Source organism: Bordetella parapertussis (assembly GCF_020735925.1).
GTDB lineage: Bacteria > Pseudomonadota > Gammaproteobacteria > Burkholderiales > Burkholderiaceae_B > Bordetella > Bordetella pertussis.
In genome coordinates, this window is the sequence record NZ_CP085971.1 from 4,608,539 (window position 1) to 4,620,010 (window position 11,472).

General features: G+C 69.6%; 12 protein-coding genes. 6 read left to right on the forward strand and 6 right to left on the reverse strand.

Features of this window, described 5'->3' with window-relative positions; translation table 11 throughout:
• Position 1 precedes the first annotated feature (1 nt).
• Both LK409_RS21825 and LK409_RS21830 read left to right on the forward strand, forming a co-directional pair.
• Entirely contained in the window at positions 2-1,660 is a 1,659-nt protein-coding gene (locus tag LK409_RS21825; RefSeq protein WP_003807404.1) for a TRAP transporter large permease, read from the forward strand.
• 350 nt (positions 1,661-2,010) lie between these two features.
• Positions 2,011-3,252 carry a YbdK family carboxylate-amine ligase gene (locus LK409_RS21830; RefSeq protein ID WP_003807407.1) on the forward strand — a complete coding sequence of 414 codons (1,242 nt, stop codon included), beginning with the start codon at positions 2,011-2,013 and terminating at the stop codon, positions 3,250-3,252.
• A gap of 15 nt (positions 3,253-3,267) precedes the next feature.
• Here the strand turns inward: LK409_RS21830 and LK409_RS21835 are convergent, their stop codons facing one another.
• Entirely contained in the window at positions 3,268-4,245 is a 978-nt protein-coding gene (locus LK409_RS21835; RefSeq protein WP_049788683.1) for a methyltransferase domain-containing protein, read from the reverse strand.
• 36 nt (positions 4,246-4,281) lie between these two features.
• Here LK409_RS21835 and LK409_RS21840 point away from each other — a divergent pair, with 36 nt between their 5' ends.
• On the forward strand, positions 4,282-5,013 hold the full coding sequence (locus LK409_RS21840; protein WP_362917185.1) for a phosphoribosyltransferase family protein: 732 nt from the start codon (positions 4,282-4,284) through the stop codon (positions 5,011-5,013).
• A 74-nt stretch (positions 5,014-5,087) separates the two neighbouring features.
• Positions 5,088-5,558, forward strand: a complete 471-nt coding sequence (locus LK409_RS21845) for a tRNA (cytidine(34)-2'-O)-methyltransferase (protein ID WP_041937080.1) — start codon at positions 5,088-5,090, stop codon at positions 5,556-5,558.
• An 18-nt stretch (positions 5,559-5,576) separates the two neighbouring features.
• Here LK409_RS21845 and LK409_RS21850 read toward each other — a convergent pair whose 3' ends face one another.
• Genes LK409_RS21850 through LK409_RS21870 form a run of 5 tightly spaced genes read right to left on the reverse strand, consistent with a single transcriptional unit; the run spans position 5,577 to position 8,995 of the window.
• Complete coding sequence (locus LK409_RS21850) at positions 5,577-6,572, reverse strand: Bug family tripartite tricarboxylate transporter substrate binding protein (protein ID WP_003807415.1); 996 nt, start codon at positions 6,570-6,572, stop codon at positions 5,577-5,579.
• A 54-nt stretch (positions 6,573-6,626) separates the two neighbouring features.
• Complete coding sequence (locus tag LK409_RS21855) at positions 6,627-7,682, reverse strand: NAD(P)H-dependent glycerol-3-phosphate dehydrogenase (RefSeq protein ID WP_010927387.1); 1,056 nt, start codon at positions 7,680-7,682, stop codon at positions 6,627-6,629.
• 15 nt (positions 7,683-7,697) lie between these two features.
• Positions 7,698-8,225 carry a protein-export chaperone SecB gene (secB, locus tag LK409_RS21860; protein ID WP_003807422.1) on the reverse strand — a complete coding sequence of 176 codons (528 nt, stop codon included), beginning with the start codon at positions 8,223-8,225 and terminating at the stop codon, positions 7,698-7,700.
• 53 nt (positions 8,226-8,278) lie between these two features.
• Complete coding sequence (gene grxC, locus LK409_RS21865) at positions 8,279-8,539, reverse strand: glutaredoxin 3 (protein WP_010929908.1); 261 nt, start codon at positions 8,537-8,539, stop codon at positions 8,279-8,281.
• 33 nt (positions 8,540-8,572) lie between these two features.
• Positions 8,573-8,995 (reverse strand): rhodanese-like domain-containing protein, encoded by a 423-nt coding sequence (locus LK409_RS21870; protein ID WP_010927388.1) that lies wholly within the window; start codon positions 8,993-8,995, stop codon positions 8,573-8,575.
• 152 nt (positions 8,996-9,147) lie between these two features.
• Here LK409_RS21870 and gpmA point away from each other — a divergent pair, with 152 nt between their 5' ends.
• Together gpmA and LK409_RS21880 are read left to right on the forward strand one after the other, a co-directional pair.
• A complete protein-coding gene (gene gpmA / locus LK409_RS21875; RefSeq protein ID WP_010927389.1) occupies positions 9,148-9,900 on the forward strand; it encodes a 2,3-diphosphoglycerate-dependent phosphoglycerate mutase in 753 nt (250 codons plus the stop codon).
• Positions 9,901-9,903: 3 nt separating this feature from the next.
• The gene (locus LK409_RS21880; RefSeq protein WP_010927390.1) at positions 9,904-11,469 is read left to right on the forward strand and encodes a murein hydrolase activator EnvC family protein; all 1,566 of its coding nucleotides are present in this window, start codon (positions 9,904-9,906) and stop codon (positions 11,467-11,469) included.
• Positions 11,470-11,472: the final 3 nt, after the last annotated feature.

An 11,472-nucleotide genomic window follows, 5' to 3' on the forward strand; every position in this document is an offset into this window, starting at 1 on the left:
CATGGAGTTTCTGATAGCCAATCTGGCGCCGATCATGTTCGCGACGCTGGTGCTGTTTTTGCTGCTGGGTTTTCCGGTGGCGTTCGCGCTGGCGGCCAACGGGATTCTGTATGGTCTGGTGGGCATCGAGCTGGACCTGCTCAGCCCGGCGCTGTTCCAGGCCCTGCCGCAGCGGGTGTTCGGCATTATTTCCAACGACACGCTGCTGGCGGTGCCGTTCTTTACCCTGATGGGGCTGGTGCTGGAGCGATCGGGCATGGCCGAGGACCTGCTCGAGACGATCGGCCAGGTGTTCGGTCCGTTGCGCGGGGGGCTGGCGATCGCGGTGGTGTTCGTGGGCGCGATGCTGGCGGCGACCACCGGGGTGGTGTCGGCCTCGGTGATTTCGATGGGGTTGATTTCGCTGCCGATCATGCTGCGCTACGGGTATGACAGGCGGCTGGCCAGCGGGGTGATCGCGGCCTCGGGCACGCTGTCGCAGATCATTCCGCCCTCGCTGGTGCTGATCATCCTGGCCGACCAGCTGGGGCGCTCGATCGGGGACATGTACCGTGCGGCGATGGTGCCGGGGTTCGTGCTGGCGGGGCTGTACATTGCCTATGTGGTGGTCGTCTCGCTGGTCAAGCCCTCGGCGGCGCCGGCGCTGCCCGAGGAGGCGCGCAGATTTCGCGAGCCCAACGGCTCGCGCGGGGGGCGTTCGCTGCTGGTGCTGATGCTGATTTCCTCGCTGTCGGCCTATGTGCTGGGGCAGTGGCTGGAGAACGACACGGCGCCGGTCGACGAGCAGGTGGTGGTGAGCCTGCTGCTGTGGGGGCTGACGGCGTTCGTGATCGCGATCGCCAACAAGGTGTTTCGCCTGAAGATGCTCTCGGCGCTGGCCGAGCGGGTGACCTTCGTGATGATCCCGCCGCTGTTCCTGATTTTCCTGGTGCTGGGCACGATCTTCATCGGCGTGGCCACGCCCACCGAGGGCGGGGCGATGGGGGCGGTGGGGGCGATCATCATGGCGCTGATCCGCCGGCGCCTGACGCTGGAGCTGCTCAAGCAGGCGATGGACACGACCACCAAGCTGTCGTGCTTCGTGGTGTTCATCCTGGTGGGCTCGACGGTGTTCGGGCTGACCTTCCGCGGGGTCAACGGCGATCTGTGGGTCGAGCACCTGCTGATCGGGCTGCCGGGCGGGGAGTGGGGGTTCCTGATCGTGGTCAGCGTGCTGACCTTCGTGCTGGCGTTCTTCCTGGACTTCTTCGAGCTGGCGTTCATCATCGTGCCGCTGCTCGGCCCGGTGGCCGACAAGATGGGCATCGACCTGATCTGGTTCGGGATCATCCTGGCGGTGAACATGCAGACCTCGTTCATGCACCCGCCGTTCGGCTTCGCGCTGTTCTACCTGCGTTCGGTCGCGCCCAAGGACGCCTACAAGGACAAGATCACCGGCAAGGTCATCCAGCCGGTGACCACCGGCCAGATCTACTGGGGCTCGGTGCCGTTCATCGTCATCCAGCTGTTCATGGTGGCCGCCGTCATGCTGTTTCCCGGCATGGTCATGCACTACAAGGGCGGACAGTCCACCGTCGACCCGGCCAGCGTGAAGATCGAAGTGGAGGGGGGCTACGGCGGCAGCGTATACGGGGGAGGCGACGCCACGCCATTCAAATAGTGGTTACCTGCCGGGCGTTTGGTAACGCCCGTTTTATCTAAGGGAAAACCCTTGACCCGGGTTTCCCCTGACCCCCCGAGGGCCGCGCTACGCGGCCCTTTGCGTACCTCGCTGCCCGCTCATCCGCGCCAATACTTGAGTGTGAGTGGTTGCTCACATGATTGTCACAGGTAAAAAAAATCTCCGATTCATGATGTTGCGCATAAATGTCACGAATTTCAATCTTCTTGCCACAAAGTTGCGGCTATCATGCCTTCATAAGACGCCGTCGAGTGTTCCCCGGGCAGTTTCCGGGCTTCAAAGCCGAATGGCGCGTTCCCTCAATCGAAAGAACACGCAAGGAGTCGGAGATGGAACAGATCCCCTTCGTTTCGTCAGCCCCCAACACCTTGGGTATCGAGCTCGAATTGCAGTTGGTCGATCCCCGCAGCTTTGACTTGGCTGCCGCGTCTGACGAGTTGTTGGCCCAGTTGGCCAACCATCCCATCGCCGATCGGGTCAAACCCGAAATCACCCGATCGATGATCGAGCTGAATTCCTCGGTGCACGAGCACCCGGCCGGCTTGCTGGCCGAAATGCGCGAAATGCGCGATGTCCTTTGCGAAGCCGCCGACGCGGTCGGCGTTGGCGTCACGGGCGGTGGCGCCCACCCCTTTATGCGTTGGCAGGACCGCGCCATTTCCGATACGCCGCGCTTCCAGTACCTGGCCGAGATGTACGGCTACCTGGCGCGCCAGTTCACGGTGTTCGGCCAGCATATCCACCTGGGCGTGCCCTCCGGCGACGCGGCGGTGCGCATGGTGCGCGGGCTGTCGCCGTATGTTCCGCATTTCATCGCCCTGTCGGCCGCCTCGCCCTATTGCGAAGGCGTGGACACCCTGTTTTCGTGCTGCCGCCTCAATGCGGTCAACAGCTTCCCGCTGGCCGGCCACATGCCCGCCGACGTGACCGACTGGTACCGCTTCGAGGCCCACCTGGCCCAGCTGCGCGCCAGCGGCCTGGCCGAGAGCATCAAGGACCTGTACTGGGACATCCGGCCCAAGCCCGAGTACGGCACGGTCGAGATCCGGGTCTGCGACACCCCGCTGACCGTCGAGCGGGCCTGCCAGCTGGCTGCCTTCGCGCAGGCGCTGGCGGTGCAGGTGGCGCGCGACCCCGAACCCAGCCAGCAGGCCTGGCTGGCCTATCGCAGCAACCATTTCCAGGCCTGCCGTTTCGGCCTGCACGGCAGCTACGTCACGCCGGACGGGCAGCGCGTGCGGCTGGTGGACCACCTGCGCGCGCTGTTCGACCGCTTGGCGCCGGTGGCCGAAGAACTGGGCACCGGCGACATGCTGCAAACCCTGCGCGACGAGATCCTGCGCAATGGCAACGACGCGCGCTGGCTGCGCGGCCAATTCCTCAAGGTGCGCGAACTGCCCCTGGTGGTCGAGTCCATGGCGCAAAACTGGCGCGGCCAGGGCGTCCAGGACACCCCTCCGTCGGCGGTGCGGCGCCGCATCCGCGCGACCTCCGAGCCAGTGGGAGGCGTGTGCGCCCTGAGCACGCCGCAGGGCGATCCGCTGCCCGGCTGGGCCGAGCGCCTGCACTGACGCAGGCCGGCGGCGTCAGCCTGCCCGGCGTCCGCCGATGGCGCTGACCGAGAGATGGGTTTCGCCGGGCGCGGTGCGCCGCGCCGGCGCCCGCCAGGCGTGGCCGTATGCCACTTCGATGCTCAGGCTGATGCGACCTTGCGGGCCGCGCCGGGCCTCCAGCGCCGCATGCAGGCGATCCAGCCAGGCGCGCCCGGCCAGGCCGGCGCGCCGGCCGCGCGCCGGGTTGCCGCCCAGGGCGCGCACATCCTCCAGCAGGCGCTGGGGGGTCTCGTAGGTCAGTGTCAGGGTTTCCTGGTCCATTACCGGATCGGCAAAACCGTTCTCGACCAGCAGGTCGCCAAAATCGTGCATGTCCACGAAGGCCGGCGTGGCCGTGCGCAGGCCGGCATCGGCCAGCGCCTCGCGCAGCTCGCGTAGCGTTCCGGGACCCAGGCAGGAAAACATCGCCAGCCCGCCCACCTTGAGGATGCGGCGCCATTCGGCCAGGACCGCGTGCGGCTCGGGATGCCAGTGCAGGGCCAGGTTGGACCACACCAGGTCCAGCTGCTCGGGCGGCAGCCCGCTGGCGGCCAGGTCGGCGCGCACGAAAGAGACGGCGGGCTTGCCGCGCTGGGCCAGGCGTCCCAGCCAGGCGGCCACGCCGCCCGGCGTCCAGGCCTGGCGCGCGTGTGCCAGCAGCGGCTCGGCGGCGTCCAGCCCGGTATAGGCGGCGTTCGGAAAGCGGTCGCGCAGCAGCGGCAGGCTGGCGCCCGCGCCGCAGCCGGCGTCCAGCAGGGCCGCCGGTTGCAGCCTGATATAGCGCAGCCGGCCCATCATGCGCTGCGCGACTTCACCATACAGGAACTGGGCCTGCGCGAGATCGCCGCGGCGGGAGAACTGGCGCACCACGTCGGCGGCCACGATGGGAAGCGAAGGCAGGGAAGGAGGCAAGGACATTTGTATCGCGGTGCCGCCCACGGGCGCGGGCAGGCATGATGTGATCAGGGCCATCGGGCGCACGCCCGCATCGAGGGAGCCAGGCGGCCCATGACCCACATTATTGCGCATTCGCGGCGCTGGCTTGCCCGGTTGCCGTCGGACTGCCCGTTGTGCGGCCTGCGCGCCGCCGGCGGCCGCCTGTGCGAGCCCTGCGCCGCCGAGGCCATGGCGGCCCTGGGACCGGCCACGCCGCGCTGCCGCTGCTGCGCGGTGCGCCTGGCGCCGCGGGCGCGCCATTGCGCCGATTGCCTGCGCCTGCGGCCCGCCTACCAGCGCGTGGTGGCGGCGCTCGATTACGCCGGGCCCTACCGCGGGCTGATCTCCCGCTACAAGACCGCGTGCCGGCATGAGCTGGCCCTGGCGCTGGCCGACCTGATGCTGCGCGCCATCCGGCAGGCCGATCCGCCGCTGCGCGGCCCCTGCCTGCTGGTGCCGGTGCCGGCCAGCGCGGCGTCGCTGCGCCGGCGGGGCTTCAATCCGGCGGCGGAATTGGCGGCCGCGCTGGCCGCGCGCCTGGGCTGGCCGCTGGCGCGTACCCAGCTGCGCCCGGCCCGGGTGCCTGCCGGCCGCCAGACGCTGCGCGGCCGCCGCGACCGGCTCCGGGGCGCCACGGGCCGGTGGCGCGCCCTGCCGGTGCCGGCCGGCGCCACCGTGGCCCTGGTCGACGATGTGGTCACCACGGGCGCCACGGCGCATTGCGCCGCGCGCGCCCTGCTGGCCGCCGGCGCCGGCCGCGTCATCGTGCTGGCCGCGGCGCGCACGCCGGCCAGCCATGGCTGAAGTCCGCCCAGGCCAAGGCTGGCAAAATGGCGGTCTTTCCGTCATGCACGCGGCGCCCGCGCGCCCATCCCGCCATGTTCCACGTCGTCCTGGTCTCTCCGGAAATCCCGCCCAACACGGGCAATGCCATACGCCTGTGCGCCAATACCGGCGCGCAGCTGCATCTGGTGCGCCCGCTGGGGTTCGAGCTGGACGATGCGCGCCTGCGTCGCGCCGGGCTGGATTATCACGAGTGGCAGCCGGTGCAGGTGCACGACACGCTGCCGCAGGCGCTGGCGGCCACCGGCGCGGCTGCGGCGCGCGTCTTCGCGCTGACCACGCGCGCGCCCGCCAGCCTGGCCGACATGGCGTTCCAGGCGGGCGATGTGTTCGTGTTCGGGCGGGAAACCGCCGGGCTGTCCGAGGCGCACATGGCGCTGTTCGGACCAGCCCAGCAACTGCGGCTGCCCATGCGGCCGGGCCAGCGCAGCCTCAATCTGTCCAACGCGGTGGCGGTGACGGTGTTCGAGGCCTGGCGCCAGTCGGGGTGCGCCGGCAGTATCTGAGGCGGGACAGGCGCCCGCTCAGTCCAGCGACAGGTTCAAGCGGCCGATCACCTGGTCCCAGCGCGCTTTCTCCGCCTGGATGCGTTCGGTCAGCGCCTGCGGACTGGAGGGGGCGGGCGTGAAGTACTGCACGGCCAGTTGCTTGCGCACCGCGTCGCTGTCGATGATGGTGGCCAGTTCGCGGTTCAGGCGCTCGACGATGGGCGCGGGCGTGCCGGCCGGGGCCAGGATGGCGTTCCAGGAAATGGCCTCGAAGCCGGGATAGCCTTGCGAGGCCATGGTCGGGATGCCGGGCAGCGCGTCGCTGGGCTCCAGGCTGGTGACGGCCAGCGTCTTGACCTTGCCGTCGCGTGCGTGCGGCATGGCGATGGCGGGCACCATGAAACCGGCGTGCACGTCGCCGCCGATGATGGCGGTGATCACCTGCGGAAAGCCCGGATACGGGATCTGCGTGAGGTCGATGCCGGCTTCGTGCTTGAACATTTCCATGGCCAGGTGGGCCGAGCTGCCGGGGCCGACCGAGCCATAATTCAGCGCGCCGGCGCGCTCGCGCGCCAGCTTGACGAAATCCTGCACGTTGTCGACGGGCAGGCTGGCCGGCACCGTCAGCACATTGGGGCTGGTGGCCACCAGCGTGACCGGCGCGAGGTCCTTCAGCGGGTCGTAGCCCAGCGTGCGCTTGTACAGGGTCGGGGCGGTGACCAGCGGCCCGTTGATGGTGTAGAGCAGGGTGTAGCCGTCAGGCTTTGCCTGCGCCACCATGCGGGTGCCGATATTGCCGCCGGCGCCCGGCTTGTTGTCGATCACGATGGATTGCTGCAGCGCCTGCGACAGCGGCTCGGCGATGGTGCGCGCCAGCAGGTCGGGCGAGGAGCCCGGCGGGAACGGCACCACCAGATGGATGGGCCGTTCGGGCCAGGCGGCGTGGGCGGCGGCGGGCAGCAGGGCGGCGACGGCCAGCGGGGCGCACAGACGGCGCAGCAGGCGGCCAGCCCGGGCAAGGCGTTCAAGCATGAAGGGACTCCTTGGTTTTCAGGGCGATACGAGCGGTTTTCGGGAGTGCGGGCGTTATGGCGTCGGGCTTTCGGGGCGCGCCTCGCGTGCCAGCAGGGCCGATACCGCCGTCATGGGCGACAGTCCCTCGAACAGCACGGCGCAGACGGCCTCGGTGATCGGCAATTCGATGTTCAGTGCGCGGGCGCGGTCGCGCGCGGCCCGCGCGCAGCGTACGCCCTCGGCGGTCATGCCGCTGGCCAGGATGTCGGCCAGCTTGCGGCCGGCGCCGATCTCCAGCCCGACCCGCCGGTTGCGCGACAGTTCGCCGGTGGCGGTCAGCACCAGGTCGCCCAGGCCGGTAAGGCCGGCGAAGGTTTCCTGTTGCGCGCCCAGCGCGGCGCCAAAGCGCGCCATCTCCGCCAGGCCGCGGGTGATCAGCGCGGCGCGGGCGTTGGTGCCCAGCGCCAGGCCGTCGCAGATGCCGCAGGCCACGGCGATGACGTTCTTGAGCGCGCCGCCGACTTCGACGCCGACCACGTCGGTGCTGGCGTAGATGCGCACCGCCGCGCCGTGCAGGGCGGTCGTGACGGCGTCGCGCACGGCGGACGATTCGCTGGCGACGGTCAGGGCCACGGGCAGCCCCTGCGCGACCTCGCGCGCGAACGACGGGCCGGAAAGAACGCCGGCGGCCAGGCCGGGCATGGCGCCCAGCGCGGCCTGCACGGTTTCATGGGGCAGGTGGGCTGTCTGTTCCTCGAATCCCTTGCAGGTCCATACCAGCGGCACGGCCTGCAGGCCCAGGGCCGGCAGGCGGGCGGCCAGTTCGGTGCACAGCGGCGTCATGCCGGCGACCGGCACGCCCAGGATGATGAGGGCGTGGGCGGGATCGTGCGCCAGGTGCGCGAGCGCCTGCGCCAGGTCGGCGCTGACCTGCAGGGCGGGCGGCAGCGCCACGCCAGGCAGGTAGCGGGTGTTTTCGTGCCGGGCCGCCATGGCCTGCGCCTGGGCGCCGTCGCGCGCCCACAGGACAGTGGGGTGGCGCCGGCTGGCCGCGGCCGCCAGGGCGGTGCCCCAGCTGCCGGCGCCCAGCACGGCGACGCGCAGCGTGGCGGGGCGTGCTTGGCTCATGGCTTGGCCGCGGACTTACTGGCGCGTGGCGCCCGGGGGCAGGATGATGCCCGAGTCGTTGCCGTTGGCGGCGTCCGGTTGCTGCTGGGCCATTTCGGCCAGGCGTTGCTCGTACAGGGCCTGGAAGTTGACTTCGGCCAGGTGCAGGGCCGGCAGCGAGGTGCGCGTGATGGCGTCGGCCACGTTGGCGCGCAGGTACGGATACAGCATGGTGGGGCACACGATGCCCAGCAGGGGGTCCATCTGCTCGGCCGGGATGTTGGCCAGTTCGAAGATGCCGGCCTGGGTGCCTTCGACCAGGTACAGCACCTTGTCGTTGACGCGGGTGGTGACGGTCACGGTCACGGTCGACTCGAACACGGTCTCGGCCAGGCGCTGGCCGCCCACGTTGATGCTGACCTCGACTTGCGGCGCTTCCTGTTCCAGGAACACGTGCGGCGCATTGGGCATTTCCAGCGACAAGTCCTTCAGGTAGACGCGCTGCAGATTGAACGAGGGCGCGTCCGAGCCCGCTTGCTGGTTGGTTTGGTCCTGATCAGCCATGAGAATTTCCGGGTGAATGAAAAACGAGTGGAATGGCGGCGCGGCGAGCGCCTTCAGCCGCCGTTGAGCAGCGGGAGCAGGCCGCCTGAGCGGTCCAGCGCCTGCAGGTCGTCGCTCCCGCCGACATGGGTCTCGCCGATGAAAATCTGCGGGACCGTGCGCCGGCCGGTGCGCTCGATCATGATGTCGCGTTGCGACGGATCCTGGTCGATACGGATGATTTCGAGATCGGCGACGCCGCGCTGCTTGAGCAGCGCCTGGGCGCGCGCACAGTAGGGACAATAGTCCTTGCTGTACATCACTACTTTCTGCATGGTCGCTCCGGGTGGGGATGGGATGGCGGGCACTCAGCCTTTCTGGGTGACCGGCAGGCCGGCGGCAAACCAGGCGCGCATGCCGCCCTCGAGCACCGACACTTCGGCAAAGCCCTGCGAACGCAGGCGCGCGGCGATGCGCGCGGCGTCGCGGCCCTGCTCGCACACGACGATCAGGGGCTTGTTCTTGGGCAGCGCGCCGGCCTTCTTCTCGAGGTCGGCGGCGGGCAGGCGGCGGGCCTGCGCGATGTGGCCGGCCTGGAACTGCTCGGTCGGGCGCACGTCGACCCAGACGGCCTGGCGCTGGTTGACCATCTGGATGGCTTCGGACGTACCCACCGCGGCGCCGGCGCGGCCCTTGCGCAGGGCCGGCAGCATCAGCATGATGCCCGACACCACGGCCACGGCGACGATGAAGACGTTGTTTTTATCGATCAAGAATTGCAGTAAATCCACAGGGCATCCTAGGGGGGCGGCGCGAGCCTGGAAACAACGGCCCGGCCGCGCCGCGAAACAGGGCGGGCCAGGGGGAAAAGCAGAGAAAAACCAGTCAATTATAAAATGACCGCATTGTTCAACTTTAACCCGCTCAGGTTGCGGCCTACACCATGTACAAACTTGTTCTGATACGCCACGGCGAAAGCCAGTGGAACCTGGAAAACCGTTTCACGGGCTGGACCGATGTGGACCTGACCGAAACCGGCCGCGAGCAGGCCCGCAAGGCGGGCGAATTGCTCAAGCGCGAGGGCTACGCCTTCGACCTGGCCTATACCTCGGTGCTCAAGCGCGCTATCCGTACGCTCTGGATCGCCCTGGACGCCCTGGACGCCATGTATACCCCGGTGGGCATCAACTGGCGCCTGAACGAGCGCCACTACGGCCAGCTGCAAGGCCTGAACAAGGCCGAGACCGCCGCCAAGTACGGCGACGAGCAGGTGCTGATCTGGCGCCGCGCCTACGCGATCGCCCCGGAGCCGCTGGACCTGGAAGATCCGCGCCACCCGCGTTTCGATGGCCGCTACGCTAAGATTCCGGCCGACCAGCTGCCGGCCACCGAATGCCTGAAGGATACGGTGGCGCGCGTGCTGCCGTTCTGGAACGAATCGATCGCCCCGGCCATCCGCGCCGGCCGCCGCGTCCTGGTGGCCGCGCATGGCAACAGCCTGCGCGCGCTGATCAAGCACCTCGACAATGTTTCCGATGATGACATCGTGGGCGTGAATATTCCGACCGGCCAGCCTCTGGTGTATGAATTGGATGAGGACCTGAAGCCGATTCGCCACTATTATCTGGGCGATGCCGCCGAGATCGAGGCGGCGATGGCTGCCGTGGCGGCGCAGGGCAAGGCGAAAAAGGACTGATTCATGCGGGTCGCGGCGGGTTTGCTGGTGTGGGCGGCGGTGGCGGTGGCGCCACCGGCGGCCTGGGCGGTTTCGGACCTGGCGGGCCGCCAGTCCGAAGCCGAACGACAGCAGGCCGCGCTGCGCGACCGCATCGACGCGCTGCAGAAAGAGATCGACACGCGCGAGGCCGCCCGCAAGGAGGCCGCCGACGCGTTGAAGGAATCCGAATCAGCCATTTCGCGCATCAATCTCCGGCTGCGTGAATTGGGCGAGACCAGCCGCCAGGCCGAAGCCGAACTCGCCGGCCTGGAAAAGCAGGTGGTGGCGCAGCAGGCGGTGCTGCAAAAGCGCCGCGCCGAGCTGGCCGACCAGCTGCGCACCCAGTACACCAGCGGCCTGTCGCCCTGGACGGCCCTGCTGTCGGGCGACGACCCGCAGCAGCTGGGCCGCAACCTGGGCTACCTGGACTATGTATCGCGCGCCCGCGCGCAGGCGGTGCATGCGTTGCGCGAGGATATCGCCCGGCTCGCGGCGCTGCAGGGGCAGGCCGATGCCCGCCGCGACGACATCCAGACGCTGGTGGCCGAGACGTCCAGCCAGAAGGCCGCGCTGGTCGAACAGCAGAAAACCCGCGCCACCCTGTTGGCGAAATTAGAGGGACAGATTGCGGCGCAACGCGCCGAGGCCGGCAAGCTGGGCCGTGACGACCAGCGTCTGTCGCACCTGATCGACGACCTGGGAAGCGCCATCGCGCGCCAGGCGGAGGAAGATGCCCGCCGGCGCGCCGCCGAGGAGGCCCGCCGCAAGGAAGAGGAAGCCCGCCAGGCGGAGGCCGCGCGCCGCGCCGAGGCGGCGCGCCAGCAGGAGGCGGCTCGTCAGGCCGCCGCGGCCCGCGAGGCCGACGCCCGGCGCCAGGCCGAGACGGCCCGCCAGGCGCAGCAGGCGCGCGATGCCGAGGCGCGCGACGCCGCCGCCGCGCGCGAGCAGGCCGAGGCGGCCGCCCGCCAGGGGCGCGGCCCGGTGGCGCTGGCCGACCCTGACGCCGCTGGCCTGCGCCAGGTCGAGGGCGGCCGGCTGGTCGATCCGCAGGCCGCGCCGCCGCGCGAAACCCGCCCGGCGGCTCGCGCCGAACCGGCCGAGCCGGCGCCGCGCGAGGCCGCGCCCGCCCGCACGGCGTCCGCCGCCCCGGTGGGCGGCGGCAATGGCCTGCGGCGCGGGCTGCCGATGCCGGTGCGCGGGACGATCCAGGGCCGCTTCGGCGTCGACCGTCCCGATGGCGGCGTGTGGCGCGGGCTGGTGCTGCGCACCGCCGAGGGCACGCCGGTCAAGGTGGTGGCCCCCGGCACCGTGGTCTACGCCGAATGGCTGAGGGGTTTTGGCAATCTCATCATTGTCGACCATGGACAGCAGTACCTGACGGTATACGCTTACAACCAGAGCCTGCTCAAACGGGTGGGCGACCGGGTGGCGGCAGGCGATACTATTGCTACGGTAGGCGCGACCGGCGGCCAAGTGGAATCGGGCCTATACTTTGAAATTCGCCATCGTGGCGCACCGGTGGACCCGGCCCAGTGGCTGGCCCAATAATCC

What these genes read in the sequence shown, in the direction of transcription:
- LK409_RS21850 (WP_003807415.1), bottom strand. Translation starts at nt 6,572, where the DNA reads ATGCTTGAACGCCTTGCCCGGGCTGGCCGCCTGCTGCGCCGTCTGTGC.
- LK409_RS21830 (WP_003807407.1), top strand. Translation starts at nt 2,011, where the DNA reads ATGGAACAGATCCCCTTCGTTTCGTCAGCCCCCAACACCTTGGGTATC.
- gpmA (WP_010927389.1), top strand. Translation starts at nt 9,148, where the DNA reads ATGTACAAACTTGTTCTGATACGCCACGGCGAAAGCCAGTGGAACCTG.
- grxC (WP_010929908.1), bottom strand. Translation starts at nt 8,539, where the DNA reads ATGCAGAAAGTAGTGATGTACAGCAAGGACTATTGTCCCTACTGTGCG.
- LK409_RS21845 (WP_041937080.1), top strand. Translation starts at nt 5,088, where the DNA reads ATGTTCCACGTCGTCCTGGTCTCTCCGGAAATCCCGCCCAACACGGGC.
- LK409_RS21825 (WP_003807404.1), top strand. Translation starts at nt 2, where the DNA reads ATGGAGTTTCTGATAGCCAATCTGGCGCCGATCATGTTCGCGACGCTG.
- LK409_RS21855 (WP_010927387.1), bottom strand. Translation starts at nt 7,682, where the DNA reads ATGAGCCAAGCACGCCCCGCCACGCTGCGCGTCGCCGTGCTGGGCGCC.
- secB (WP_003807422.1), bottom strand. Translation starts at nt 8,225, where the DNA reads ATGGCTGATCAGGACCAAACCAACCAGCAAGCGGGCTCGGACGCGCCC.
- LK409_RS21880 (WP_010927390.1), top strand. Translation starts at nt 9,904, where the DNA reads ATGCGGGTCGCGGCGGGTTTGCTGGTGTGGGCGGCGGTGGCGGTGGCG.
- LK409_RS21840 (WP_362917185.1), top strand. Translation starts at nt 4,282, where the DNA reads ATGACCCACATTATTGCGCATTCGCGGCGCTGGCTTGCCCGGTTGCCG.
- LK409_RS21835 (WP_049788683.1), bottom strand. Translation starts at nt 4,245, where the DNA reads ATGGCCCTGATCACATCATGCCTGCCCGCGCCCGTGGGCGGCACCGCG.